Below are 26,982 nucleotides of genomic sequence, written 5' to 3'. Positions count from 1 at the left end.
CACTTATTTTATTTCTTTCATAAATGCCTGAAAGTCTTTTACGATTTCTTTTGCTTTAGTGCGATATAAATAATGTCCCTCTTCAAACTTCACTATTTTTCCATGCACAGAGTCCTTGATTTGCTTTTCATGCTCTGGTATCCATCTATCCGTTGCTGGTTGATTCGCTTGTATAAAGAAAATAAGAGGAAGATTTTTAGGAAATGTTAAGCTTTCAGCTGATTTAAAATTAGAATACATCATTCCAGCTTCATTTAATTGGGTGGGATTAAATATGTTTTTGCGATTGATCAGTCTCATTTGTTCTTTTGTTTTATCATCAAATGGTAGTTCAGCAATTGGGTCAGCACTAAATTTCATTTGCAATCTGATTAAACCTGATTTTTTGAGCAGATTTATAGTTCTTAACTCCGAAGCTTCGATCTTCCTCTCGCTTATCGATGGGACACTACTATCAAGCCCGACAAATGCACTCACTTCATTTTCATACTTGTTAACATAATCTAGTCCATATATGCCTGAAATAGAGTGGCCCATTAGAATATAACGGTCAATATTAAGAGCCTGTAAAGCTTCATGAATTTCACTTACAATATTCTCCGTGCTGCGCTCCTTTTTGGTCAGATCACTTAATCCATACCCAAAAGGCTCAATCATGACAACTTTGTAAAACGGCGACAGTTCATCTATTAATGCTTTAAAATCAAGAGCTGGCGCTGCTGTGCCATAACCCGGTAGTAGCACGACTGTTTCTTCACCTTTTCCTTGAATATAAACATTCATGTTTTTCCCATCTACGGGCACTAACTGACCATAGGGTTCTATTTTATTTTGTTCCGATTTATTGCTGATCAAATTAACTGTATAGACAATAGCGAGAAAAAGCACGATTGCGATGATTATTGCTCCTACTACTTTAAGTAGTATGTTTAGTGTTTTACTTGTTCTCGTGCCCGCCTTCATTTTCATTCTTTCTTTTATTTCCACTCGTATCTTCTCCTGTCATCAGCTGTGTTTTGGACTACCATAACTAACTGCTAAGCTAAGATTAACCAATGAAGATGTACTCTCTATGACCTCAATATGAACGGAATATGAACATGCAAAAAAAGCTATAGTGTCATGCACAAGGGTAGCTGCACAGGATGCCATAACAGGAGGAATATATGTGTGGAGGTGGATACGATCAAGGCTGCCTTGCCATCCGCAGCTTCAGCTGATTCAAATTCATCTTTGAACAAAAAAAGCAAACCACGAGCTAGGCTCATGGCTTGCTGATGACTTGCAATAAACTCTATTCCTGCACCTTCAATTTATAACATCCGCTAACAAAATCCTGCTGGATATCCGGCAGAGCCAGCCCAGCCTGCATTAGCCGATCACCACCGTAAACCTCACCACTTGCCTCCAGAATGTAATCCAGCTCCGGATTTAAACCATTCAGCTTCAAGCTACGGCGGGGCGGGTGCGGCACAGCCATTACCCGGAAGTAATAAACTAATGCCTCACGCTGATCATCGGACACGAACATCCATGCTGTCTCATTGCCCTCAAACGGGCTTTGCAGCCGGTACAGATTCCCTTGCTGCACAAGACTGCGGATTTGTTTATAGTTCGCAACCTGTTCCTTCACAAGTTCCTTCTCTTCGTCTGTAAACTTCGTAAGATCCAGCTCATAACCGAAATTACCGGACATAGCTACATCTCCACGAAAAGACAGCGGGGTGATCCGTCCTACCTGATGATTCGGCACGGCAGACACATGCGCGCCTATCGAACTAACCGGATACACCAGACTTGTTCCATACTGAATCTTCAGTCGTTCCACAGCATCTGTATCGTCACTAGTCCAGGTCTGCGGCATGTAATGCAGCATGCCTGGGTCGAAGCGGCCACCACCACTACAGCAGCTCTCGAACAGGATATGCGGAAACTCTGAAGTTATTCGCTCCAATAGCTCATACAGACCAAGCACATAACGATGAGCGGTTTCCCCTTGGCGTTCAGAAGGTAACTCTGCAGAGCCAATCTCCGTTAAACAACGGTTCATATCCCATTTCACATAACTAATGGGCACGGTCGAGAAAATCCGGGACAGTGACTCATAAATGTACTGACGTACATCCTCCCGAGTATAGTCCAGCACCAATTGCCAGCGGGCTTCGCTACGGCGGCGTCCCGGCACATGCAGACACCAGTCGGGATGCTTACGATAGAGCTCGCTGTCTGGCGAGATCATCTCCGGCTCGAACCAGAGGCCAAACTGCAAGCCTAGATTGTTCACACGCTGCGCCACATCAGACAATCCGCCTGGAAGCTTGCGCAGATCCTCTACCCAGTCTCCGAGAGAGGAGTTATCTGCGTCTCTTTTGCCAAACCAACCGTCGTCCAGTACGAATAGCTCTATCCCGAGTTTCGCTCCTTCCGCGGCAATCGACTCCAATTTATCCGCATCGAAGTTGAAATAGGTGGCTTCCCAATTGTTGACCAGAATGGGCCGTTCCTTATCTCTATATAACCCTCTGCATAAACGGGTCCGGTACAGGCGATGATAGGTTCTCGACATTTCCCCGATCCCCTCGGAAGAATACACCATCACTACTTCTGGGGTCTGGAATTGTTCGCCCGGCTCCAGCAGCCAGGAGAAATCAAAAGAATTCAGCCCCATCGTAAACCGGGTCATCCCGAAGGAGTCGACCTCTGCCTCAGCTTCAAAGCCTCCACTATATACAAGACTGAAGCCGTAGGCCTCTCCATGATTTTCATCCGTTTCAGGTTTCACCAGCGCTGCAAATGGATTTAACTGGTGGCTGCTCATCCCTCTGCGGCTCCCAATGGTCGTACCCCCTTGCACCAGACGTCTACGGGTCAGATTACCTTCCCTTGACCAAGCTCCTGCCAAATAGATCATATCCATATCGCCAGACGAGAAATCGACACTAGCACTCAGTGCACGCTGCAATCGCAGCTGTGTTTCCCCCGCATTGGTGAACTCCACAGAGCGGGTGATTACGTTGGTATGTTCAAAAACCGTATAGCGCAAAATAACACTCAGCTTGGCGTAATCATCCTTAAGTGTAAGCTCCAACGTCTGTGCTTCTTGCGCAGACTCAACATATACAGATGGCAGACCCGGCAGTGAGGGTTTACCCTCAACTACCCGGTACCCGCTGTATTTCAGCTCTGTAATACGAGTGCCGTCTTCGAGCCGAACTTGATAAGCTGGTGTTCTGAAATCTCCCGTGCCGTATTGGGGATATTCCTGCGGGAGCCGGTCGAGACCCGTATTTCCTCCCAGATTCAACAGCCCTTCCAAATTGCTGTCACTCCGCAGCTTCTTGCCCCAATACACATGTGCAGGATAATCATTAACAAGCTGAAGAATATAACTCATCCCTGCGCTCTGTAAATGGAATAATCCCTTATCTTCCTGAATTAAAATCCCCATGTGCCAGTCCTTCTCTCCTTAGGATTTACAGCAAATCTTCGCTCACAAAATCAACCATCGATTGAACCTTTAGCCCCTTAGGTGCGGCAGGAATCCAGTCTCTTCCATCGTTCCCGCGTTGTGAGAACTCTATCGTCTTGGTCTGACCTGGGAGAAGGTCAAAATAATTGTCAGAGAATATTCCTTCCTCTTCCGAAGTCAGGTATACACCTCTAGCCAATACATCACTGGTCACGGTGAAGCTTAATCCACCGCTCTCTGGAGTTTCCAGCACGGTAATTACTGAGCGCTGCAATGGAATTTCTTTTTCCGGAGTAAAATAATGCAGCTTGTGATCTATCACCTGGCCATCCGCCTGCAAGCAAATTCCAAGCAATACATCACCCACCCCTTGACCTTCTAGCAGCTCTGCCACAGGAGACGAGAATACGATAGCAGCAGAATCAGCTCCCAGCTCAACGGGATGTGCCCACTCTCGCAGCACCGAACCGTTAAACTGATACAAAGTAAGCACCAACTCAGCGCTCACTGCTGTTCTTAAATCAGATACGACATGAATGTCTACCTTCTCACGGTCTGTACCGTCGATAGACAACAAAACATCTTGGAAGCTTGAACGCACGGTATATTGCAGGGCTTTCCAGCGCCCGTTATAATCCATGCCCGCCCAAGAAGCCACCGGCCAGCAATCATTCATCTGCCAGTATAAAGTGCCCATACAATAAGGTTTATTTCTTCTGTGGCTTTCAATCGCGATTCGGATCGCTTCGGCCTGCAGGATTTGACTCATATATAAAAAGGCTTTGAAGTCCTTTGGCTGCGGCAGATACATATCCATATATTCTTTGATCAGCAGATTACCGCGACCATTCTTCTGATGCGCCAGCATCACCTCTGAGGTAAGCTCCAAATCCTGCTCTTCTGCATAGCTCATTACCGTTTTTAGTTCCGGGAACGACTGGAAGCCATATTCACTCATGAAGCGGCCAACCTTTGTATTATAGTTCTCAAAAGGCTCGATTCCGTGCCACACGCCCCAGTAATGCACATCCCCTTCGCCCACAATCCGCGTCGCATGCTGATTAATATCGCCAGTCAGCTCCCGCAGCGGCGAAGACGGCCAATAGTCCACACCTGGATGGAACGCGGCTACAGCCTCCGGCAGAATACGGTGGAAGATTTTAATATAATCGGCCCACATTGTCGTTCTTTGCTCAGCGCCGAGTTTTTCTTTCCAGCCCCAGCCCATATTTTCCTCGAACTGTGACCAGGCCGAATCAATCTCGTTGTTGCCACACCATAAGGCGATGCAGGGATGATTGCGCAATCTTTTAACGTTGTATTCGGCTTCTTTTTTCACATTTTCAAGGAACGCCTCGTCCCCGGGATACATACTGCAAGCGAACATAAAGTCCTGCCAGACCAGCAGTCCGTATTCATCACAGAGCTGATAAAAAATATCTTCTTCATATATACCGCCGCCCCAAACGCGCAGCATATTCATATTCGATTCTACTGCCGTGGCAATTTCATGCCGATACCGCTCCTCGGTTACTTCTGTGGTGAAGCTGTCATTTGGAATATGATTGGCACCTTTGGCGAAGACGGAAACTCCATTCAGCGCAAAAGAAAACGAAGCTCCTTTGGCATCACGCTCCCGAATCAATTCAATACTGCGGAGTCCGGTTTTTACACTTTTGCTAACCTCTACTTCCGCATTTTGTACCAATTCTGCCTGGAATGTATATAAATGAGGCTCTCCGAACCCTCTGCACCACCAGAGCTGTGGCTCGGATATTACAATATTCATCTCTAATTGCTGCATGCCTTCTTCTAAAGTAACCGCTTGCATCCACTCCAAACCATCGGCACTTATTCGCAGCATTCCCCGCCAAGCAGCAGGAGCATCCACTTCTACAATTGCGGTCAGGCGAGCTTCTTCCTTAGCAATCACATTTTGACGGATATAGAGGTCTGTAATTTGAACGGTGTCACGTCCCACCAGAGCTGCCGCACGCCATATTCCACTGGTCAAGAAACGCGGGCCCCAATCCCAGCCGTAATGATAAGGTGCTTTGCGCGCAAAAATACTAATCCGTTGTTCATCTAATCCCCCAAGCTCGGATTGATCATTCGAGGCAGGCAGCGCGTAACCCAGCTTCGCTAATTTCGGTAAATCTTCCTTAACCACAGAGCGGAACTTCACCCGTATATTATTTTCTCCAGTCTTTAACTGATCTTTGACATCCACTTTCCATGCCAGAAACATATTATCAGCAGCGAGCACATGTACATTATTCACGTACACATCTGCATAAGTATCCAGTCCCTCAAAAACTAGCTCCGTACAAGCAAGCTCCTGCCACTCTTCCCCCAACTGCAACGAGGTTTGATATTCCCAGTCCTTCTTATCGATCCACTGTAGATCATGTTCATTTGTTCCATAAAAGGGGTCTGAAATCTTCCCGTTCTTTAGTAAATCCGTATGGACTGTACCTGGCACAGTCGCCGGAAGCCACTCCTCATCACCACAGCCTCTAAATTCCCACTTCGCAAGATTCATATGCAAATGTTTCATAATACCTCCTAAAAGTTTTGTAAGCATAGACTTCTCTGAATGACTTCGCGCAAAACTCGCTTCGGAAGCAGATGCCTAAAGTTTTGTAAGCATAGACTTCTCAAAAATAGCATAAGACTTCAATTAATTCATTGAACCCTTTTGATATTCTTTGTATTTTGTTATCTGATTGTTAGGTACATGCTAATTATAAACGCAGAAACAAAACAAATAAAGACAATAAATAATAATACAATACATTTATTAACGGCTTCGATAAAGCTATAATGTTCATGTAAACGCTAACAATAAAAACGAAAAGGGGATTAAGCTATGAGAAATAAGTTATTTTCGTTATCCTTTGTTATGATTATGGTCTTATCTTCAACACTTGCTGGTTGTGGTTCGAATAATGACAACACCACGAATAACGGTGCTGCCGCAACTGAAAAGCCCGCAGCAACTAACGCAGAGAATACCGGCGGTGACACGAATGCAACTGCCGAACCTGCAGCAGGAGCTGATATCAGCGGCAAAATCACCTTCCTAACTAACAGAACAGACATGATCGGCAAAGAATATGACGAATATTTAAAGCGCTTTAATGAAAAATACCCGAACATTAAAGTCGAATTCGAAGCTTCCCAAACCGACTATAACCAACAGGCTAAAGTCAGAATGGCCAGCGGCGAGCTTCCAGACGTTATGTTTATTCCTTCTATTCCTAACTCGGACCTGCCAAAATATTTTGCTTCACTGGATGATCTCGGCTTGAACGATCAGATCACCTTTAAAGACTTCAAATCCTTTGATGGTAAGCTTTACGGAATTACTACAGGGAACTCTACTTCCGGTATTGTTTATAACAAAACAGCATTCACTGATGCCGGCATCACCGAAACGCCTAAGACTTGGGATGAATTCCTGGCTGCCTGCGAGAAGCTGAAAGCAAAAGGTGTTATTCCAATGTCCTCTAACTTTAAAGACAAATGGCCACTTGGTACTTGGGCTTATGACACACCACGCTTAATTGAAGGCAATCCTGATTTTCCAAATGCTAAGCTGAACTCTGAAACACCATTCACTATGGACAACGGTTATGGCAAAGCCTTCAGCCTACTTAGAGAGCTCAATGAAAAAGGCTATCTGGAAAAAGACATCAACTCCACCAACTGGGAGCAATCGAAAAAGGACATCGCTTCCGGCAAATTCGCTATGTACTATCTTGGCAACTGGGTTATTAACCAAGTTATCGGAGCAGGCGCTTCTTCAGACAATGTTGGCTTCTTCCCATTCCCTTATGACAATTCGGGTAAACCATCTGCTACCCTTAGCCCTGACTTCTTCTATGCCGTTGCCAAAAACAGCAAAAATTTAGAGGCAGCTAAAGCCTTCGTAAAATGGATGATTGAAGATTCAGGTTATGAGGATTTCGCCGGCTTTATCTCTCCATTAAAAGGCAAGGAATCCAATCTGACTCAGCTGAAAGAATTCCAAGCTACCGGAGTAGAACTGGTAGAAGGAACTGTTGACGATGCAAAGGTTACAGAAATCGGCAACAAGGCACAGCTGGATCTCCCTGCTGTTGTACAGGAATTTGTACTTGCCAAAGATCCACAAACCGTATTAGACAAGTGGAATAAAGCTTGGGCTAAAGCCAAGAAGGACCTCGGTTATTAATTTGAGCTTTTGATTCGAAGTACACTACGGAGCAAAATGGATTATTGCTTTTACGGATAATCCATTTTGCCTTTCCATACCACGTTTTTATGAAAGAAGGGCTAGCGATGTTCGGAACACTTTCCTATAACAAACAGAAGACGATTATCATTGTATCCTTCCTCACGATTCCTTTGTTGCTGCTCGCAACATTCACGTATTATCCGGCACTCAAGCTGATTTATTACAGCTTTACGAACTGGGATGGCTATAGCCCTGAGAAGCCTTGGGTCGGTCTCGATAATTACCGCGAAGTCTTCTCCAACCCCGATATTTTCAAGGTATTTACCCATAACTTTGCTTATTTCGCGATGGGAATTCTCCAGAATATCGTCGCTATTTATTTTGCGATTGTGCTCAATAGTAAGTTGAAAGGAAAAAATGCATTTCGAATCTTACTGTTCCTCCCTTACATTATGAACGGTGTCGCCGTCGCCTTTATGTTTGGTTATGTCTTTGACACCACCAATGGCTCTCTGAATATGTTCCTGAATAGCATCGGTCTTACCGGACTAGGACAGACCAGTTGGCTTGGAACAGAAGGACTGGTTAACTATTCTCTGGCGTCCACAGGATTTTGGCGTTTCATGGGTTATAACATGGTAATCTACATCGCCTCCTTGCAGGCCATTCCAAACGATATCTATGAGGCCTCAAAGATCGATGGTGCCGGACCTTTTCAAACACTTTGGAGAATTACTTTACCGAATATGAAGCCAGTCATCCAGCTTAACTTATTTCTTACCGTCACAGGGGCACTGGAAGTATTCGATCTCCCCTTCGTGTTGACCAAGGGCGGCCCCGCAGGCGCCAGCGAAACATACGTACAAAAAGTTGTAGATACTGCATTTGCTTACAATAATTACGGCCTCGCTTCTGCCATGAGTATTATCTTGCTTTTCTTTGTCGTCATCGTACTGTTAGTACAGCAACTAGTTCTAAGCCGGGGAGGGGACAAATAGATATGACATACTCCAAATTTCGCTTCACAGATGTTATTAAATACTTCTCGCTGCTTATCGGCGTATTTGTTGTACTCTTTCCTCCGTATGTGGTCATCGTCAATGCCTTTAAATCCACTGACGAATTTAACAGCAGCAGCTCCATGGCACTGCCAAAAAGCTTTTTGAATTTCGATAATTTCACTGCCGTTTTCCAGCGCGGGGGTCTACTTAACGGATTTGGTAATGTGTTAATCATTATAGCTATTACTTTAATTCTGAACATTCTGTTCGGCACTATGGTAGCATTTGTATTGGGACGCTTCTCTTTCAAATTGAAACCCGTAGTCTTCGGTGCATATCTAGTAGCCACCATTATTCCTAGTATCACGACACAAGTGGCGACTTTTGGTATCATCAAAAGCATGGGGCTTTACAATACACTTGGCGCCCCGATCGTGCTTTATATTGGAGCGGATGTAATTCAAATTATTTTATATCTGCAATTTATCCGTAATATTCCCGTGGATCTCGATGAAAGTGCGATGGTAGAAGGTGCCTCTCTGTTCAGAATCTATCGGTCGATTATTTTCCCTTTACTTACGCCAGCTACGGCTACTTTGATTATTCTGAAAACCATTAGCATTTACAATGACATGTACATCCCTTACCTCTACATGCCGAAACAAAGCCTTGGTGTAGTTACGACGATCCTAATGCGTTTTCAAGGGGTCAATTCGGGGGAATGGAATTTAATCTGTGCGGCTATTCTGCTTATCCTGCTGCCAACAGTAATTCTATATTTCTTCCTGCAGCGTTACATCTTTGAAGGCGTAACCAGTGGAGCGGTCAAATAAGGTAGGTAGCTTATTACAGGAAAGGAACAACGCAAATGCTATCATACATCCGGTTAACTTTACGCAAAATGTGGTTGTTCCTTGCCAATCTACCGATGGAGCGCAAGCTGATCGTTATCTTTGTCTTTCTGATCTCTCTGCCGATCACTTATGTAAGTTATCTATCGTCCCGCTCCATGTTCAACTCGGTTCTTGTGAATGCGACTGACGGTGCGGGTCAAATGACATCGAATGCTTCAGATACCATCGACCGATATATTGCCGACCTCAAAAGATATACAGCCCTGCCGCTGTATAACACCGATGTGCAAGTCTACCTGACACAGCAAAATACCGACTGGGAAAAAAATACGGGCATGGCGATGTTCCTTAGCTATTTGAATCATACTAAGGAAGAGATCATTGCCGTGTATTTGGTGGATCAGTACGGTTCTGTCTTTTATGATAAAGACGCTGGAATTAATGAACTGTATCCCGAGGAACGATTAGCCAAATGGAGAACCATGAGTGAAGATGCCGGAGCAGCGCCTGTCATTCAGGGCAGACATACGATCCGCACCAACTCGAATGTCCATAAAGAGGTCTTTAGTGTTCTGCGTACGATTAACTCTGTAAGCACATTGCAGAATATAGGAATTCTCGTTTTCGATGTAGACATCAATCTGTTTAAGGGCATTATCGATCCCGTAAATGCAGTTACGCAAGGAAACACGTTCATTGTAGATAACAATGGAGATCTGATTTATGCCAGTGAAGATTCCGCGGTTCCGAATCTGGCTGCCGATACACAAACTCTGAATACAAAGCTGTTGCTGCAGCAAGTAAATCAGCAGCAGGATCATTTTCAAATAGACTTGAATGGCCAGTCTTATCTTGCAGTGTATACCGTCTCGAAACAGACCGGGTGGACCACTATGGTTACGATTCCTTTAACACGTATCCTGTCCCCTGTACAAAAGAATCGTAATACGCTTATCTTGACCACACTGATTATCATTGCTTTTGCACTTTTTGTTGCGACTATAATTTCCCATGCCCTGACCAAACCCCTTAAATCCTTGGTCCGCTTAATGAAACGGGTGCAGCATGGTAATCTGGATGTCTGGCAGCATTCCAAATATAATGATGAGATTGGGATGCTGGGCAGTCATTTTAATCGGATGATCATAAGGATCAAAGATCTGTTACAAGAAGTGTCCATCACGGAGAAACGGAAGCAAAAGGCTGATATGCGGGCGCTTCAAAACCAGATTAATCCCCATTTTATTTATAATACGCTGGAATCCATCCGCATGCTTGCAGAGAGCAATGATGATCCACGTGTGGCGAAGCTAACCTATTTACTTGGACTTCAAATGCGTTACAGCATTGTCCGAAACGAAGAGGCTGTTACAATTAGACAAGAGCTGGATCATGTGAGAAATTATTATCAGCTGCTGGAAATCCGATTCCCAGACAAGTTCAGACTTAACATCGACGTGCCGGACGAATTCCTTCATCTTCCTGTTATTAAGCTTGTCTTTCAACCGATCGTAGAAAATGCTGTCTTTCACGGTTTGGATCAAAAGGTAGGACCGGGCACCTTGAGCATCACCGCATGGAGCGAGCATGGAGATGCCGTATTCTGTGTAGAAGATGATGGGATCGGTATGGATGAAGCCACCCTTCGTTCCTTAAACAATAGTCTGCAGACTGGAACGGACAATGAAAGGTTCGGGATTGGACTACGAAATGTAAATGAAAGAATTCGCCTGCATTACGGCAGTTCGTTTGGTCTGCTTGTTGAGAGTGAGCTTGGAATCGGCACTCGTGTTACCCTGCGCATTGCGGATATTAACGCTAAATACAGTGAAGATGAATTTATTTAGGAGAGGGGCTGCTCAGATTGCTGCGTATTGCGATTGTGGATGATGAGATCTTAATCCGCGAAGGACTGGCCCGAATGATCAGTAAAGAAAGCGCCGAATTCCTGGTCATCGGCACCTACTCCGATGGAAAACATCTATTAGATAAGTTAAGCACACTTCAACTTGATGTTGTGATTACAGATATTCGTATGCCGCAAATCAATGGCTTGGAGCTGATTAAACAGTTAAAAGCCACCCATCCGCAGATCTACTCTATTCTAATGAGTGGATTTGTTGAATTTAATTATGCCCGAGAAGCCATCCGCAGCTCAGCTGTAGACTATTTATTAAAACCAATTAATAAAGAGCAGCTGTTCGAGCTGCTTTATCGGCTAGACAAAGAACGGCAGCTCGCGCGCGACAAGGAAGAACGCCACCGTTCCGGGCTTTTATTGACAGTCTTACATATCGAAGAGCCCTCTTCCCCTCTCCTATTATCCAGCCTTACCTTGCCCCAGCCTTATTTCTCGGTCTTTGTCCTCAAAGGGAGCGCCAGAGAAACCGTCTGCTCCTGCGCAGACAGTCTGCGGCAAGAGAAGGCGTTGAGCTTCGACAGCTTGGAGATTCAAAAAGGACTCTACGTCTGGATTGTATATTCTGCTGAGCCGCTGTCAGACAACGATTTAAAAGATATCGGTGACATTATGCGGATATCTGCACACGGAAAGATCCTACATGTAGGTACCAGCGGTTGTTATAATGAGGTATCCAAGCTTAGACAGGCATACCTAGATGCTAAACAAGCCTGCAACATGGGCATATATAATCCGGAGCCTGTACATTACGCGAATATTCAGAATATTCAACAGCCGGAGATGAACCTCCTGGATCACTTTAATACAATTAGAGAACCGCTGATCCATAACCTGCAGATTCTGAATGTGACAGGCGTCTTAGAATGGATTCATGACCTGTTCTCAGTGCTGAAAGCACAACAAGCCGGTCCTGACCAAATTCTCCAGATCTGTCGCTGGGTTGAAGAAACTGCACAAAAGGAACTGCAAGAATTCGAGGCCCGCAATAAAAGTGCTCCCGACCTCAGGTTGGACGACAGAATCGCGTCCAGTATGAGCTTTTGCGACATTGAGGAGATGTTTACCGCTCATTTCACAAACATTCTGACCGAAATCAGAACCCATCGTCTGGAGATGTCCGGCACAGCCATAGAAACCATAAAACGCTGGATATCCGCTAACTATAATCAGCATGCGGATCTGAACACTTTGGCGAATATGGTTTTTTTGACTCCAAGCTATTTAAGCAAGCTGTTCAAGCAAGAGACCGGACTTACACTGACGGACTACATCACGGAAATTCGGCTGCGCAAAGCCAAACATCTACTCAAGAATGCTCCGGACCTGAAGGTTCACGAGATTGGGGCAGAGGTTGGATATGGCGATCCTGCCTACTTCAACAAGCTTTTTAAACGTGTTGTCGGGGTTACACCCAATGAATATAAACGAATTAGTATTGTATAAGGAGATCGATCACTTGCATTCAGAGCTTCAAAGAAATAGCGAAAATCATGAAATAACCGTCTACGACACAACAGAACTATATGGTGAAAAAGGCTCCTTCCGTGTTATGCAGTTCTCGAATCATGCCACTCAAGGTGCGATGGATCTTAATGACCCGCAACGAATTCTCTTTGAATATCCGCGGGCCATCATTCACTTCATGGAGTTCAACCTCCCTTCTTTTGAGGATGTTTTTCTTATTGGGCATGGAATTGGAACAATTGCCGGACATTTTCCGGACAAAAGATTTAAAGTAGCCGAGCTAGACAAACAAGTAGTCGAATTAAGCCGCCGCTGCTTTGGATATAGTCAAGATAACGTAGTGATCGGTGACGGACGTCAGATCCTTGAAGGCGAAGCCCCGCAGGTATATGATTACATCATTTTGGATGCCTTTACTGCCGCTGGTACACCAAGGCATTTGATCTCCCGTGAATTTTTCAGTATTACCCGTTCGAAGTTGAACACAAGCGGATATATTCTCATGAATCTAATGGGAAAAGGTGAACATGACCCGCTGATCAACGCGATTTATACAACGCTAGCCGAAGAGTACGCCTATATCAGAGCCTTTTCCCTGCCTTCAGAAGGGGCCGCCGATATCCAAAATATCATTATGGTTGGCGGCAGCACCCCTATCCGCTTTCAAGCCCGCCATTTGGCTGGCTTCAAAGAAATACAGCTGGGACAAGGATATCTGATTCAGGATTAAATCAGGATTAACTATAAAAAATGACCTCATCCTCCACTTCACTGTGGATTTCGAGGTCATTTTTGGGTTGTTTTCATACGGCACCATTTAAACCGGATTAGGCACAAAGCTGCCACCACGGCAATATTTCAAGTAATTCAATGCATGCACCTGGCCGGTCATTTCCAGCTCATCACGATACACTGGATCATGCCAGCCTTCGATATCAATCGTACCTTTATAACCCGCTTGGCGCAGGATGGTGATTACATCTACCCAATTGGTATCCCCGAAGCCAGGGGTCCGGTCCCATACATAAGGTTTGGGGCCATGAATACCGTATTCCTTGACGATGTCCCAAGCGATGGTCGCATCCTTGCCATGCACATGGAATACTTTATCCATCCATTTGCGCAGCTGCGGAAGCGGATCAATCAATGCGATCATCTGGTGGCAAGGCTCCCATTCCAATCCCAGATTATCCGCCGGAACGGCATTGAACATCTTCTCCCAGGCCGAAGGATTGTGAGCGATGTTCCACTCTCCGCTCTGCCAGTTTCCGCCCATAGCGCAATTCTCAAAAGCAATCCGCAGGCCACGATCTGCCGCTCTCTTCGCCAGTTCTCCGAACACCTCTGTAAACTTCGGGATGGACTCATCAATGGACAAACCTGGCAATCGCCCAGTGAACCCGCCTATAATATCTGTGCCAAACAAATGTGCATGATCAATCAGCCGCTCCCAGCTTGCCAACGTGTCGGCATTGTCGCCGCTGCCTGCGAGCGGATTGCCATAGATGCCCACAGAAGAGATGACAAAATCATGTTCAGCAGCTAACTCCCTCAGTCGTGCAGCCGTTTCGATCAAATCGGTTTCGCCGGTGGTCTGCCAAAAGTTCAGATTAAATGATTCAAATCCATGCCCCACAATTTGTGGAATGACCTTAACGGCTTCTCCACCACGTACAATCGTACCTATTCTCAGTGTATCTTGCATTTCGGTTCCACTCCAATAAAGGTTTATAGTGTGATCTTAACGAGGTTTAATCATCTTGCAGGAACCACGCTTGAGCAATACCGCATCATAGACAATATGCTGATGGTTTGAACGTCCGGAAATGAGGTCGAACAGAACACCTACACTGGATAAGGCCATTTCCGTACCCGGCTGGCTGATTGTATCAAGAGAAGGATGATAATATTCAGCCATCTCGATCCCGTCAAAGCCAATGATCGAAATGTCATCAGGGATAGATAACCCCGCGGTAAGCACCGCTTTGGCAGCACCGATGGCAATCGTGTCGGAAGCGGCAAATATAGCTGTAATTCCCTTGTTCTTGTTGAGCAGTCTCCGCGCAGCATTAAATCCCGAGCTGGGACTGTATTCGCAATCCTCAACCAACCCTGAATCATAGGGCAGACCCTGCTCTTCGAGTGCTTTTTTGTAGCCTAAATACCGCCGGTTGCCCGTGGTTTCATCCAATAATGGAGACTTGGCTAAAAAGCCGATATTCGTATGACCTAATGAGATCAAATAATTGGTAGCCTTATAGGCTTCCTTCGTTTCATTGATAATAACGCTGGAAAAAATAAGCGGGTTCACCTCCTGCGTTGAGGTGATCGTTGTCAGCACAAACGGAACCGTCAGCTGTTTGAACTTCTCTTCAGAATGATCATAGGTTCCACCCATGAAGATAATCCCACACAGATTCTTCTCCTTCACCAGTTGAATTGCAGCATTGATTTCATCGGTCCCATCCTCTACTTGCTGGATAAGAAACGGGTAGCCCCGCAGATTGACCTGCCGTTCAATTTCTCTGATCATATTAGAGAAAAAAGGATTGGTAATCCCCTTGACCATAAGTGCAATGTTCTTAGATTGTGTAGTTTTCAAATTCCGCGCGTTGGAATTGGGAATATAATTGTATTCCTTAACCACACTCATCACTTTCTCACGTGTAGACTTGCTCACCGGTCCCTTGTTATTGATTACCCTGGAGACCGTCGAGATGCCCACACCGGAAATCCGCGCGATATCCTTGATATTTACATCCACTTTACTCCCCCATTTATGGGTAAAGGAGCTATATCGAATTATAGCTCCCTTACACCCCTTAACTTTCTTTAGTTGACAGGAACAAACGCAGCCAATTGCTTCTCTACTTCGGCAATGACCTTGTCAACTCCTGCTTTTTTCAGCTGATCGCGGTACTCTGCAACAGCTGCTTTTGGATCTTTGCTTGTTTTACCAAGCATCAATTGAATACCGAGCTGTGAATTCACGTTGGAAATCGAAGCAATTTCAGTTGTAACATTGGTTGGATCAAAGCTGAAGCCATTGTAAGGATCATCGATAGCCACTTTATCCCATTCTGCGAATAAGGAGTTACGGATTGGGTTTTCTGTATCCGTAGGAACTACGAATTTGTCATTACGAAGTGACCAAGCAGCGAAACCTCCGCCGTCCGTTTTATCGTTGAAGCCTGCAGGCTGCTTTTTAACACCATTTTCCATAACATATTGTTTGCCTTCAATACCGTTTTGGATGAGGTTGTAGTAGCTTTCATCGGTCATGAACTTCTCGATCACCATCAGAGCGCGCTCTGGATTAGCTGAGTTCGTGCTGATTACAGTCGAGTTGTCAACGCCCATCTTACGTTTGATCTTCTTATTAGCTTCCGCAAAAGTAAAGAAGTAAGGATCTGATTCCGGTTGTGCCTTCAAATCCGCACCGTATTGGCCGATCCAGTCCTGAGCATGAGTCAAATAACCTGCGGAGTTAGCTGCTCTGAAGTTATCCTTGCTGCCTAGGGTCGCAGACAGCACATCTTTACTCCAGTAACCCTTATCCGCCCATTCACGCATCTTCACAGCCCAATCTTCAAATTCCTGAGTGAAGGCTGGATGGAAGACGGTCTTGTAGTCCTCTGGACTTTTGGTCACAAGATTCAGCTCATTCAAAGATATACCAGGAGCGTTAAGCCACATCCCTGTAGTATCTACGAGCATTCTGAACATATTGGCTGCATCTTCTGCCTTGCCGTTAATTGGTGGGAAGGACTCATTAGCAACCACATTATCCATGTATTTAACCATATCATCAATGGAAGTGATTTTGTCCATTCCATATTTCTTCAGCAAGTCAGAACGATAGGCATAACCGGCAGGTGTGTATTCGCTATAAAGACTTGGTACACCATAAATTTTGCCTTTGTATTTTGTATTCTCCCACACACTTTCCGGGATTTCCGCTTTTAGCTTAGGAGCAACTTTATCCAGCATATCTGTAAGGTCCACTAGAGCGCCTTCACTAGCCAATGTGAAATAAGACACCGGAGCTCCGGGAGATGCATGCGACATATCAAATTCTTCGCCTGAAGCAAATAGCAGCGGGTACTTAGTAGCGATATCCGGCCAGTCAATATACTTCACTTCAATCGTAGCGTTTAGATCAGCCTTGAGCTTCTTGTTAATCTCAGCGAGGATTTCTTTATTTTTAACTCCTTCGCTGCCCCACAGGTAGTACACCAGCTTAGCTTCCTTGGAAGTATCCACTCCGCCTGCATTGGCTGAAGCCTCTGGAGCTTTCGTGGCTGCCGGATCATTACTCGGCTCATTATTGTTCTTGGATGTGCAGGCTGTCAGTGCTCCAGTAAGCATGAGGACAGCAATTAAAGAAGACGCGATCTTTTTACCTTTCATTTAGGTAAGCCTCCCTTTTCTCTTCTATTTATGAAACTTTCATTTATAATAAACGCTCTTCGAAAAGAAGATTGCGTCCATTAACCCTTTACAGCCCCGATGGTGAGGCCTGTTACGAAATAACGCTGTACAAATGGATACAGGAGAATAATCGGTCCAGTGGCCAGCACAGCTGTAGCCATCTTGATGGATTGCGTCGGAAGATCAGCAGTATTGATGACCGCTCCCGAGTTGATTAGCGCTCCTAAGTTCGTCTGATTGACCATTCGCTGCAAAAAGTATTGGAGCGGATATTTCGTCGGACTGTCAATATACAACATCCCGTTATACCACTCATTCCAAAAGCCTAGTGCTGAGAAAAGCCCAATAGTAGCCAAGGATGGAACCGCCAGCGGAATAAATATCCGCCAATAGATGCGAAAGTCGCCAGCACCGTCAATGGTAGCGGATTCATATAAGGAATCCGGAATCGCCTTCATGAAATTACGCATCAGGAAGATGGACCATGCACCAACTACACCCGGAAGAATCATGGCGAATAAGCTGTCCTTCATATGCAGGTGCTTAACCATCAGGATGTATGTCGGAATCAAGCCACCACTGAATAGTGTTGTAAAGTAAATCAAGAAGGAAAAGAAGTTGCGGTACTTGAAATCCTTACGGTTGAGCACGAATCCGGCCATCGACATCATAAACAGTCCGAGTACCGTACCCACTACGGTGATGAAGATAGTTACCTGATAAGCATTCACCAGCTGAGTAGAGTTGTTGAATAGCATCTCGTAAGCCTTAAAGGAAAATGCCTTCGGCAGCAGCTTGTAGCCTTCACGAACAATTTCCTGCTCGTTCATGAACGATGAGGAGATCATCAACGCGAAGGGAAATAAACAGAATAGCGCAAAGATAGCGATACAGATATAACTGACTGCTTTTATGAGAATGCTTCCGGAATCCTGTTTGATTGTACTCTTTTCCATATTTATCACCCCTGTTTCGTGTCTAGTCTTAGAACAAAGCGCTGTCCGGTTCTACCTTGCGTACAATAAAGTTAACTACAAGCACCAGGATCAGACCGAATAAGGATTGGTAGAAGCCCACTGCGGCACCCATAGAGAAGTTGAATTGTCCCACCAGTGAACGGAAGACATAGGTATCGATGATATCTGTCTGCGGATACAGTACAGAGTTCGTACCGATCAGATTATAGAAAAGGTCAAAGGATCCCTTGAGAATTCCACCCATACCGAACAGTAGAAGCAGAATAAAGGTTGGCTTCAGAATCGGCAAGGTCATATAACGGATTCGCTGCCAGGTAGTCGCTCCATCCATATAAGCAGCCTCGTACAGATCATGATTAATCCCTGTGATCGTTGCCAGATAAACAATCATTCCATATCCGGTACCCGCCCAGATCTTGAAAGCCACAATAATATATTTCCAGATGCCCGGATCGGAATAGAACTCGTAACGGTCTAGCCCCATTCCAGTTAACATCGTATTGATAAACCCGGAATTGAAATTGAATATATTGTAGGCAAACACACCGACGATAACCATGGAGATGAAATTCGGTAACAGGATAACGGATTGTGATATTTTTTTGAACCACTTGCCTGAGATCTCAGACAACATAATGGCAAATACTATTTGAATGATATTACCTAAAGCCAGGAAGACGATATTATAGAGCAGCGTATTCTTGGTAATATTCCATAGATCCCCATTTTGAACCAGAAACTCAAAGTTCTTAAGGCCGATAAAGTTACTTCCAAAAATCCCCTTATTGAGCTTGTAATCTACAAATGCGACGTAAGCTCCAGGCATTACAGCATAGTGAAAGATAACGAAATATACGATTACAGGCAGCAACATTAGAAAAAGAACTTTGTTCTTAATGACTTCCCGAACAATGTTTCCACCCACAAGCTTCAGCCTCGCCAAAGTGCCCACCTCCAATTTGAAAGATGCATTCAGTCACATGCATAAATTACCTTCCTTTCTTGTCCAGCAGCCAGAATAAAAACAGTTTGCCCAACCTTCATAAAAAAGTGTATCGAGCGTTGTAGAAACGTTTCCAGTGTTTCTGTAAAACTCTCTGTGTGAGAAGCATACTCCCAAAATGTATGCGCTGTCAATTCATTTTATTTTTGAATTACAAGTACTAAAGTTACATATTTCACGTAAAAAAATATAAATTAGCTGTTTTTCTAAAGGCGATTGACTTTTTTTGGTGTTCAGACTAATATCGAGGTGTATCGTTTGTGGAAACGTTTTTATTCTTTTCTTTCATAGGCATGTCAGTCTCCATATGTAACATCTTAATGATGCAATCCTCTTCTAATTTAATTCATGTCTCATCCTGTATCCGAAGAGAGAAATGCTATGATTTTCACAACAATTGAACCTGATTATAGCTCAGGCCCATTCCGCATCTCGGAGCTGTGTGCCAGGAGAGTTAACGGTTCACTCCCATCCTTATCGCCTATCTAACGTAAGTTTTGCTAATAAAATCATGCTTACGCTGCCTGGCGGGGAACTACACATCTATTTAACAAACTAACTTTCAATGCGCTCACGAGGAAGGAGTTAACCATGACTAAAACGTTTATCCAAGATCTTGTGAACGATATGACCCTGGACGAAAAGCTGGCCCAATTAACCCAGCTAGGTCCTCACTATTGGGGTTTGGACGATACCGTGGATTTAACCGGACCATTTAAGGAACTGAACATTAAGCCGCAGGTAATGGAGAGCATCGGAAGTGTTCTGAACGGTATTGGAGCCCGGAATGTAATCGAGCAACAGACCCGACATTTGCAAACCAGCCGACAAAAGATTCCTCTGCTCTTCATGGCGGATGTCATTCACGGCTACCGGACCATCCTCCCGATTCCGCTGGCCATGGGCAGCAGCTTTGACCTTGAAGCCTGTGAAAGGTTTGCTGAAATCGCCGCCAAGGAGAGTGCGGCTGCCGGCATTCACGTCACCTTCTCGCCTATGACTGATCTCGTACGCGACCCGCGCTGGGGACGTGTCATGGAGACATCTGGTGAGGATCCCTATCTGAATGCCCGTGTCACCGAAAGTATGGTGCGGGGTTATCAGGGCAAGGACCTAAAAGAAAAAGGACGCATCGCCGCCTGTGTGAAGCACTTCGCTGGTTATGGTGCTCCCGAAGGCGGACGGGAATACAACACGGTGGATATGTCTTCCGGCGTATTGCGTGAGTTCTACCTGCCAGCCTATAAGGCTGCCGTAGATGCTGGTGTGGCCATGGTGATGGCCGCATTTAATACCATTGACCGTATCCCGGCAAGTGGTAATTCCGAGCTTCTTCGCGGGATTTTACGGGAAGAATGGGGCTTCAACGGCGTTACCATCGCCGATTTCAATTCCGTTAATGAGCTGATTCCCCATGGCGCCGCGATAGATGGCCGTGAGGCAGCCGAGAAAAGTCTGGCTGCTGGGCTGGATATTGAGATGATGTCCACTCACTATCTAAACCACGGCGCTGCTCTGGTCGAGGAAGGAAAGCTTGATATCGCCTTGATCGATGAAGCTGTTATCCGGGTGCTTGAGCTCAAGGACGCGCTTGGCTTGTTCGATAATCCATTTAAGGATGCAGATCCGCTGGTGGATGAGGCTCCGAAACCTATCGCGGAGCATCTGCAGGCCGCACGGGAGCTTGGAGCTAGCTCAGTTGTACTGCTCAAAAACGACAATGATGCTTTGCCCCTTAAACGTGGCATGAAGATTGGTCTGGCTGGTCCTTTCGCCACCTCCATTCATGTGCTGGGCGGTTGGGCCGGGACAGAAAAAGATCCGGCTGTATCACTCTACACCGGCATTTCGCAAAAAACATCTGCCGAAAATATTTTTACGGCCATGACTGGTGAGCTGGGAAGCATGCTTGAGGGTGTTTTTGATGTGAAGGATGAAATTGAAGACGCCTACCAGGCGCTGAAGGATTGTGATGTAATTCTCGCCGCTGTCGGTGAGAACCAGCAGGATACCGGGGAAGGCGGAAGCAAATCCAATCTCCGCCTATCAGCCAATCAGGAGAAGCTGATCTGCCGTCTGAAGGATACCGGAAAAAAGGTAGTCACCATTGTATTCAGCGGCAGACCACTGGAGCTGAAACCCGTTCTTGATGCCAGCGACGCTCTGCTGCAGGCTTGGTTTCTGGGTACAGAGTCAGGAAATTCGCTGGCCGATGTGCTGTTCGGAGATTATAATCCTTCCGGACGTTTATCGATGAGCTTCCCCTACTCGGTTGGGCAAATTCCTGTCTATTACAATGCTTATCAAACGGGACGTCCTTATGATCCTATGTATCCTAATGTGCGTTACGTGACCCGTTATCTGGACTGCCCGAATGACCCGCTGTTCTGTTTTGGTTATGGCCTGAGCTATTCCAAGTTTGCTTACAACAGCTTCAATGTTGAAGCTGCGGATCGGGTGGTTGCCTCCATTGAAGTAGAGAATACTTCGGACATCGCCGGCAAGGAAACCGTTCAGCTCTACATCCACGACGTCAGCGCAAGTGTCGTGCGCCCGGTCAAGGAACTGAAAGGCTTCCAGCAGATTACACTCGCACCGCATGAGAAACAGGTGGTTTCCTTCGAAATCACCAGAGAAATGTTAATGTTCTACGGAAAAGACGATCAGTTGGTCTTCGAGCCTGGGGAATATGATATTATGATCGGTAGAAACTCTGGAGATCATTGCACTCAGCGGATCTGGATCGGCTGACCTGCGTATAGCTATGCTTCTAACGACGTCAGCCCTTATTGCCCTCTTGGCGCAATGAGGGGTTGGCGCCTCCACAGCTTGCTATTCAATATTCGATAGTAAGGGAGATTATTCTAATGAGACACAGTTTATCATTTCAGCAAGATGGCACTTTTAAAATCGTACAATTTACCGATCTGCACTGGATGGATGGAAGAGCTGAGGATCAGCTTACCGAGGCACTGATGGAACGCATTCTGGATGCGGAACAACCTGATCTTGTGGTTTTCACGGGAGATCTTATTTACACGGGTCCTGTATCACCGGGAAACAAGGCATGCGAGCACCCCGCACAAGCTTTTCGTGAGGCTGTCGCTGCCGTGGAGAGATCCGGCATCCCTTGGACCTTTGTATTTGGCAACCATGACACAGAAACTCTGATTTCAAAGAGTGAACTGATGCAAATTGCCCTGGAACATCCCCACTGCCTGACCGAAGCCGGTCCAGAAGAGCTGGAAGGCTCGGGCAATTACACTCTTGAAATTAAAGATCAGGAAGACCACTCGGCTGCTATTTTGTATTTTCTGGACTCTGGCGGCTACTCCGAGTATGAGGATATCCCGGGCTACAATTGGATTGGGCGGAATCAGATCAACTGGCTGACGGCTGAATCTGCGCGGCTGAATCCGAAGACTGCTGAGAACAGGCTGCCTGCCTTGGCTTTCTTCCATATTCCAATTCCCGAATATCGGGATGTCTGGTCTACACAAGTCTGTCATGGGCATAAGTTTGAGCGTGTATGCTCACCTGAGGTGAACTCGGGCTTATTCTCAGCTTTGCTGGAAATGGGTGATGTGCTTGGCACCTTCTGCGGACATGACCATATCAACGATTTTAGCGGCAACCTGTATGGCATACGTCTTTCTTATGGCCGTGCTACCGGCTACAATACTTATGGAAAAGAAGGCTTTATGCGGGGAGCACGCGTCATCGAACTGGTCAAAGGCACTCAAGACTTCAATACCTGGCTTCGTCTTGATGACGGATCCGTTATAAATGAACAGCCGATTCATATGCCTGAACCTGCTGCCGATTCAGGACATTAATCTTTTATAGGATTAAATTTTAATAGTGATTAAATGAACCAGTGCGCAGATGTTACGCTGGTTCATTTTTTTGTGCAAATATTAGCTTGTCTCCATATTCCCCATTACATCACTTTTTTTGTTAAAATAGAGAAGTCGACGTATTAAGCACTACAGCGTCAGTCATGGAAACGGAGGCAAGTACCTGTGGATTATATTATTCTGGACATCGAATTCAACGGCCGTAAGTTTGCCAGCGAGCACCCTATGGAGGTCATTGAGATTGGAGCCGTCCGGTTAGACTCTTCACTGCAGTATAAGGATGAATTTTCTTCCTTGATCAAACCTATATATTTCTCCACCCTGAATTCCTTTATTAAGAAAAAAACGGGTATCCCTCAAGAGGAAATCGACATTGCCGCCCGCTTCCCCAAAGTCATCACTGCTTTTAGAGAGTGGCTTGATCTAAGTACAGACGGAGTTCTGCTGCTTACCTGGGGTGGCGAAGACATGAAGCGAATCATTCAGGATGTGCGCATGCACAAGATGGACGAATCCTACTGGATGTCCGCTACGTATTTCGATTTGCTCAAAGGAGTTCTTCGTGCGCGTGGTCTTAGCAATGATGTCAGCGTGGAAAGCGCGATGGCATTGTTTGAGCTTGAGCCTACTGGATCTGCACACCGGGCGCTGGATGATGCACGGATGACGTCAGAGATCTTCCGCGCCGTGTTTAAGGATCTGGATTTTGAGCGTTCACAGCATTACGTAGATACCTTCTCCAATGCCAAAGAACGCAAAACAGTTAAGGTAGCCATTAAGGCTATGACCTCACAAAAAATTGTACCTACCTGGGACCTTGTCGTTGAACACTACTTCTCAGACAAAGCAACCCTTGCGGACCCTCGTAAGCTGGAGGAATTGCACAATTATTTCACAGCACAGATGGGCCATAAATAAATTCAAGCAGCAAAGCTCAACATAGCTCAACATTATAGACTTATTCATAGCAGCGGCAGACTTCCCCATGATCATTCAGAGGGTAGCTGCCGCTGTTTTGGATATGCTAAAAAAACCATTTGACCTTCACGTTACGTAAAGGTGTACATTTGATTTGTAGGAGGTGATACTACGGAATACACAGTGCAGAAGCTCGCAGAGTTAGCTGGAATCAGCACACGGACCCTGCGCTACTACGATGAGTTTGGCATTCTTAAGCCGGCGAGAATCAACTCTTCGGGGTATCGTATCTATGGCCGTACCGAAGTAGATCTACTACAGCAAATTTTATTTTATCGGGAGCTTGGCTTAAGTCTGGAACGTATCAAGGCTATTATGACAGAGCCCTCATTCGACGGAGCCAAAGCGCTGCGGGAGCATCATGACAAGCTACTGGAAAAAAGACAGCAATTAGATCTATTAATCGCTAACGTCGAAAAGACGCTGGCTCAAAAAGAAGGGAGAATTACCATGAGTGATACTGAAAAATTCGAAGGCTTTAAACAAAAGCTGGTAGATGACAACGAAAAGAAATATGGCCAAGAAATAAGGGAGAAATACGGAGATGACACCATTAATCAATCCAACCAAAAGCTTAAAGGAATGACAGAAGATCAATATGCCGCTATACAACAGCTTGAGGAAGAGATGTTCGAAACACTCTTGCAAGCAATGGAGCATGGAGATCCTGCCAGTGTATTAGCGCAAAAAAGTGCAGACCTACACCGTGAGTGGCTCTCCTTCTACTGGAATTCCTATTCCAAAGAAGCTCATGCTGGTGTTGCACAATTGTATGTTGATGATGAACGTTTTACCGAATACTATGACAAACGCCGCCCTGGACTCGCTGCGTTTCTAAGAGATGCCGTACATGTATATACGGGAAAAAATGCGTAAGCGCACGAACAATATTTTAAAATAGAAAAAGGCATCCGGATACTCCGGATGCCTTTTTTTTGAGGCAATAGCAATCAGCAGAAATCACAGACTGCGGTGCAGCAGCGACAATGTATTCCGAAGCTCAGCGACAGCTACCTGGCCAGGTGCAGAAGGTTTATGTGCAGCTCCGAAGGTAAGCGCTGAACCAAAAACTTCACCTGCCAAACGGCTGATCACCCCGGCTCCCGCCATAGACATCGTTATAATCGGACGGTCTGCATATTTTTCCTTCATGATGTGTGTAGCTTCCAGCAAAGTTAGCACATCGCCTGCATCTTGGGGCATAACGGCAATTTTGGGCAAATCCCCGCCAAGCTCCTGCGCCTTGCACAACCGTGAGATGATCTCCTCTTTAGGAGGTGTACCCTGAAAATCATGATTTGAAATAATGACAGACACGTTATGAGCATGAGCAGCTTCGACCAGTAGCTTTACATCCTGCTCATCATTAAATAGTTCAACATCTATTATATCTACTAGACCGCTCTCGGCAGCAGCTTTATTCAGTGCTGTGTAATATTCCGTGCTGACTTGCTTCTCTCCGCCTTCTTTTGCACTCCGAAAAGTAAAAATAAGCGGCAGATCTGGAATCACAGAACAGATTTCGCTTAGTGCGTTCTTTACAGCTGCAACGTCTTCCACTTCAGCAAAAAAATCCGTCCGCCACTCCACCAAATCAGGTTGCAGTACTTTCAGCGCTTCCGCTTCCTGCTTCAGCTCAGACAAGGTCGCTCCAATTAGCGGAACACATATCTTAGGGATTCCTTCGCCGATGATCACATTTTTAACGGTTACTGTTCTGCTCATTATTTAAGCTCCTTATCCTATCTCATCTAGTATAGATCTTGAATATCCTGTACTGTCTATTCTACAGCGATTTACGTTTTAGAAACTGCTCGACCTCGGACAACTGCGGCAATGAAGGGATCGCCCCTTCTTTCCCTACAGCCAATGCACCTACAGCATTAGCGAAGCTCACGGCTTCCTCCAAGGTCTTCCCTAAGACCAGCTGCTGGGCTAATGCGCCATTAAATGAGTCACCGGCAGCAACTGTATCTACCGCCTTTACCGGGAAACCTGGAACAGCCTTGGCACCTTCAGCATTCACAATCAGGGCACCTTTTGAACCCAAGGTTACAATTACGTTCTGTACTCCTTTTTGCAGCAAAATACGGGCTGCCTGCTCAGCAGTCTCTGCGCTATCCACAGTCATTCCGGACAAAATCCCGGCTTCCGTCTCATTAGGTGTCAGGTAAGATACCTGAGCCAGCATCTCATCCTTTAGCACTCTAGCTGGTGCAGGATTAAGGATGACCGGAATCCCCTTACGATGGGCAATCGCAATCGCCTGCTCACTCATCGCCAGATCCATTTCAAGCTGCAGCACAATGATCTTAGCCTGGCTAATCACAGCCTCCAATGCCTGAATATCCTCTACCGTAAGCTCAATATTCGCTCCAGGTACCACGATAATCCGATTTTCTCCATCTTCTTCAATAACGATTGAGGCGACTCCTGTTGCCTCATGTTCACTTACAGAAATATGCTCTATATGAATGCCTTCATTCCTGATAATCTCCAGCATTTCGCTACCAAAGGTATCTTTTCCAACTCTTCCGATCATACTAACCTCTGCACCCAGACGTGCTGCGGCAACGGCCTGATTTGCCCCTTTTCCGCCAGGAGATAGAGCAAAGGCTTGTCCAATCAGGGTTTCTCCTGCATTTGGTGACCGGTTTGTACGTACCACCATATCCATATTCAAGCTTCCAATCACAACTATATCCAACTTAGACACCACCATTAATTATTTCTTCAATCTCTTTATCTTAGGGGCTTCTTTAAACTTTATCAATCAATTCCGCTCAATTGGATTCAAAATGGTTGTTT

20 protein-coding genes are annotated in these 26,982 nt (G+C 45.5%); 10 read left to right on the top strand and 10 right to left on the bottom strand.

Annotated features, from left to right (window positions below):
- Positions 1–3: 3 nt before the first annotated feature.
- The 3 genes from MHI25_RS04695 to MHI25_RS04685 form a co-directional block, all read right to left on the bottom strand.
- The gene (locus tag MHI25_RS04695) at positions 4–969 is read right to left on the bottom strand and encodes an alpha/beta hydrolase (RefSeq protein ID WP_339282125.1); all 966 of its coding nucleotides are present in this window, start codon (positions 967–969) and stop codon (positions 4–6) included.
- 325 nt (positions 970–1,294) lie between these two features.
- Positions 1,295–3,448 carry an alpha-galactosidase gene (locus MHI25_RS04690; protein ID WP_339171516.1) on the bottom strand — a complete coding sequence of 718 codons (2,154 nt, stop codon included), beginning with the start codon at positions 3,446–3,448 and terminating at the stop codon, positions 1,295–1,297.
- Between the two features lie 25 nt (positions 3,449–3,473).
- Positions 3,474–6,026 (bottom strand): glycoside hydrolase family 2 protein, encoded by a 2,553-nt coding sequence (locus tag MHI25_RS04685; protein ID WP_339189646.1) that lies wholly within the window; start codon positions 6,024–6,026, stop codon positions 3,474–3,476.
- A gap of 312 nt (positions 6,027–6,338) precedes the next feature.
- On the opposite strand from MHI25_RS04685, the gene MHI25_RS04680 reads away from it, so the two are divergent.
- From MHI25_RS04680 to MHI25_RS04655, 6 genes are all read left to right on the top strand, one after another.
- Positions 6,339–7,685 (top strand): extracellular solute-binding protein, encoded by a 1,347-nt coding sequence (locus tag MHI25_RS04680; protein ID WP_076130663.1) that lies wholly within the window; start codon positions 6,339–6,341, stop codon positions 7,683–7,685.
- Between the two features lie 107 nt (positions 7,686–7,792).
- A complete protein-coding gene (locus MHI25_RS04675; RefSeq protein WP_076105422.1) occupies positions 7,793–8,686 on the top strand; it encodes a sugar ABC transporter permease in 894 nt (297 codons plus the stop codon).
- A 2-nt stretch (positions 8,687–8,688) separates the two neighbouring features.
- A complete protein-coding gene (locus MHI25_RS04670) occupies positions 8,689–9,522 on the top strand; it encodes a carbohydrate ABC transporter permease (RefSeq protein ID WP_076130664.1) in 834 nt (277 codons plus the stop codon).
- Positions 9,523–9,557: 35 nt separating this feature from the next.
- Positions 9,558–11,390 (top strand): sensor histidine kinase, encoded by a 1,833-nt coding sequence (locus MHI25_RS04665; protein WP_312149584.1) that lies wholly within the window; start codon positions 9,558–9,560, stop codon positions 11,388–11,390.
- A 17-nt stretch (positions 11,391–11,407) separates the two neighbouring features.
- The gene (locus MHI25_RS04660) at positions 11,408–12,907 is read left to right on the top strand and encodes a response regulator (protein WP_340395052.1); all 1,500 of its coding nucleotides are present in this window, start codon (positions 11,408–11,410) and stop codon (positions 12,905–12,907) included.
- Positions 12,879–13,658: a fused MFS/spermidine synthase gene (locus MHI25_RS04655; protein WP_081387266.1), complete on the top strand. Its 780-nt coding sequence runs from the start codon at positions 12,879–12,881 to the stop codon at positions 13,656–13,658. Before MHI25_RS04660 ends, MHI25_RS04655 begins: the two co-directional genes overlap by 29 nt.
- Positions 13,659–13,745: 87 nt before the next feature.
- Here MHI25_RS04655 and MHI25_RS04650 read toward each other — a convergent pair whose 3' ends face one another.
- The 5 genes from MHI25_RS04650 to MHI25_RS04630 all read right to left on the bottom strand — a co-directional run bounded on the left by MHI25_RS04650 (position 13,746) and on the right by MHI25_RS04630 (position 19,288).
- Positions 13,746–14,633 (bottom strand): sugar phosphate isomerase/epimerase family protein, encoded by an 888-nt coding sequence (locus tag MHI25_RS04650; protein WP_076194375.1) that lies wholly within the window; start codon positions 14,631–14,633, stop codon positions 13,746–13,748.
- A 36-nt stretch (positions 14,634–14,669) separates the two neighbouring features.
- Positions 14,670–15,692 (bottom strand): LacI family DNA-binding transcriptional regulator, encoded by a 1,023-nt coding sequence (locus MHI25_RS04645; RefSeq protein ID WP_036686912.1) that lies wholly within the window; start codon positions 15,690–15,692, stop codon positions 14,670–14,672.
- 68 nt (positions 15,693–15,760) lie between these two features.
- Positions 15,761–17,338, bottom strand: a complete 1,578-nt coding sequence (locus tag MHI25_RS04640) for a DUF3502 domain-containing protein (RefSeq protein ID WP_076105428.1) — start codon at positions 17,336–17,338, stop codon at positions 15,761–15,763.
- Between the two features lie 80 nt (positions 17,339–17,418).
- Positions 17,419–18,315, bottom strand: a complete 897-nt coding sequence (locus tag MHI25_RS04635) for a carbohydrate ABC transporter permease (protein ID WP_076105429.1) — start codon at positions 18,313–18,315, stop codon at positions 17,419–17,421.
- Between the two features lie 28 nt (positions 18,316–18,343).
- A complete protein-coding gene (locus MHI25_RS04630; RefSeq protein ID WP_305953532.1) occupies positions 18,344–19,288 on the bottom strand; it encodes an ABC transporter permease subunit in 945 nt (314 codons plus the stop codon).
- Positions 19,289–19,930: 642 nt separating this feature from the next.
- Here MHI25_RS04630 and bglX point away from each other — a divergent pair.
- The 4 genes from bglX to MHI25_RS04610 all read left to right on the top strand — a co-directional run bounded on the left by bglX (position 19,931) and on the right by MHI25_RS04610 (position 25,050).
- Entirely contained in the window at positions 19,931–22,090 is a 2,160-nt protein-coding gene (bglX, locus tag MHI25_RS04625) for a beta-glucosidase BglX (RefSeq protein WP_340395051.1), read from the top strand.
- 116 nt (positions 22,091–22,206) lie between these two features.
- Positions 22,207–23,175 (top strand): metallophosphoesterase family protein, encoded by a 969-nt coding sequence (locus MHI25_RS04620; protein WP_076302802.1) that lies wholly within the window; start codon positions 22,207–22,209, stop codon positions 23,173–23,175.
- Between the two features lie 186 nt (positions 23,176–23,361).
- Positions 23,362–24,114 carry a 3'-5' exonuclease gene (locus tag MHI25_RS04615; RefSeq protein WP_036686897.1) on the top strand — a complete coding sequence of 251 codons (753 nt, stop codon included), beginning with the start codon at positions 23,362–23,364 and terminating at the stop codon, positions 24,112–24,114.
- 183 nt (positions 24,115–24,297) lie between these two features.
- Positions 24,298–25,050: a MerR family transcriptional regulator gene (locus tag MHI25_RS04610; RefSeq protein WP_076187440.1), complete on the top strand. Its 753-nt coding sequence runs from the start codon at positions 24,298–24,300 to the stop codon at positions 25,048–25,050.
- Positions 25,051–25,134: 84 nt separating this feature from the next.
- Here the strand turns inward: MHI25_RS04610 and aroD are convergent, their stop codons facing one another.
- Together aroD and rbsK are read right to left on the bottom strand one after the other, a co-directional pair.
- The gene (gene aroD, locus MHI25_RS04605) at positions 25,135–25,899 is read right to left on the bottom strand and encodes a type I 3-dehydroquinate dehydratase (RefSeq protein WP_076130672.1); all 765 of its coding nucleotides are present in this window, start codon (positions 25,897–25,899) and stop codon (positions 25,135–25,137) included.
- A gap of 61 nt (positions 25,900–25,960) precedes the next feature.
- On the bottom strand, positions 25,961–26,890 hold the full coding sequence (gene rbsK, locus MHI25_RS04600) for a ribokinase (RefSeq protein ID WP_218641460.1): 930 nt from the start codon (positions 26,888–26,890) through the stop codon (positions 25,961–25,963).
- Between the last annotated feature and the right edge of the window lie 92 nt (positions 26,891–26,982).

This window comes from Paenibacillus sp. FSL E2-0177, assembly GCF_037992975.1.
Lineage (GTDB): Bacteria > Bacillota > Bacilli > Paenibacillales > Paenibacillaceae > Paenibacillus_AQ > Paenibacillus_AQ odorifer.
The sequence above is the reverse complement of the archived record's forward strand: the minus strand, read 5'-3'. Positions and strand labels throughout refer to the sequence as shown.

What these genes read in the sequence shown, in the direction of transcription:
- MHI25_RS04695 (WP_339282125.1), bottom strand. Translation starts at nt 969, where the DNA reads ATGAAAATGAAGGCGGGCACGAGAACAAGTAAAACACTAAACATACTA.
- MHI25_RS04690 (WP_339171516.1), bottom strand. Translation starts at nt 3,448, where the DNA reads ATGGGGATTTTAATTCAGGAAGATAAGGGATTATTCCATTTACAGAGC.
- MHI25_RS04685 (WP_339189646.1), bottom strand. Translation starts at nt 6,026, where the DNA reads ATGAAACATTTGCATATGAATCTTGCGAAGTGGGAATTTAGAGGCTGT.
- MHI25_RS04680 (WP_076130663.1), top strand. Translation starts at nt 6,339, where the DNA reads ATGAGAAATAAGTTATTTTCGTTATCCTTTGTTATGATTATGGTCTTA.
- MHI25_RS04675 (WP_076105422.1), top strand. Translation starts at nt 7,793, where the DNA reads ATGTTCGGAACACTTTCCTATAACAAACAGAAGACGATTATCATTGTA.
- MHI25_RS04670 (WP_076130664.1), top strand. Translation starts at nt 8,689, where the DNA reads ATGACATACTCCAAATTTCGCTTCACAGATGTTATTAAATACTTCTCG.
- MHI25_RS04665 (WP_312149584.1), top strand. Translation starts at nt 9,558, where the DNA reads ATGCTATCATACATCCGGTTAACTTTACGCAAAATGTGGTTGTTCCTT.
- MHI25_RS04655 (WP_081387266.1), top strand. Translation starts at nt 12,879, where the DNA reads ATGAATATAAACGAATTAGTATTGTATAAGGAGATCGATCACTTGCAT.
- MHI25_RS04650 (WP_076194375.1), bottom strand. Translation starts at nt 14,633, where the DNA reads ATGCAAGATACACTGAGAATAGGTACGATTGTACGTGGTGGAGAAGCC.
- MHI25_RS04640 (WP_076105428.1), bottom strand. Translation starts at nt 17,338, where the DNA reads ATGAAAGGTAAAAAGATCGCGTCTTCTTTAATTGCTGTCCTCATGCTT.
- MHI25_RS04635 (WP_076105429.1), bottom strand. Translation starts at nt 18,315, where the DNA reads ATGGAAAAGAGTACAATCAAACAGGATTCCGGAAGCATTCTCATAAAA.
- bglX (WP_340395051.1), top strand. Translation starts at nt 19,931, where the DNA reads ATGACTAAAACGTTTATCCAAGATCTTGTGAACGATATGACCCTGGAC.
- MHI25_RS04620 (WP_076302802.1), top strand. Translation starts at nt 22,207, where the DNA reads ATGAGACACAGTTTATCATTTCAGCAAGATGGCACTTTTAAAATCGTA.
- aroD (WP_076130672.1), bottom strand. Translation starts at nt 25,899, where the DNA reads ATGAGCAGAACAGTAACCGTTAAAAATGTGATCATCGGCGAAGGAATC.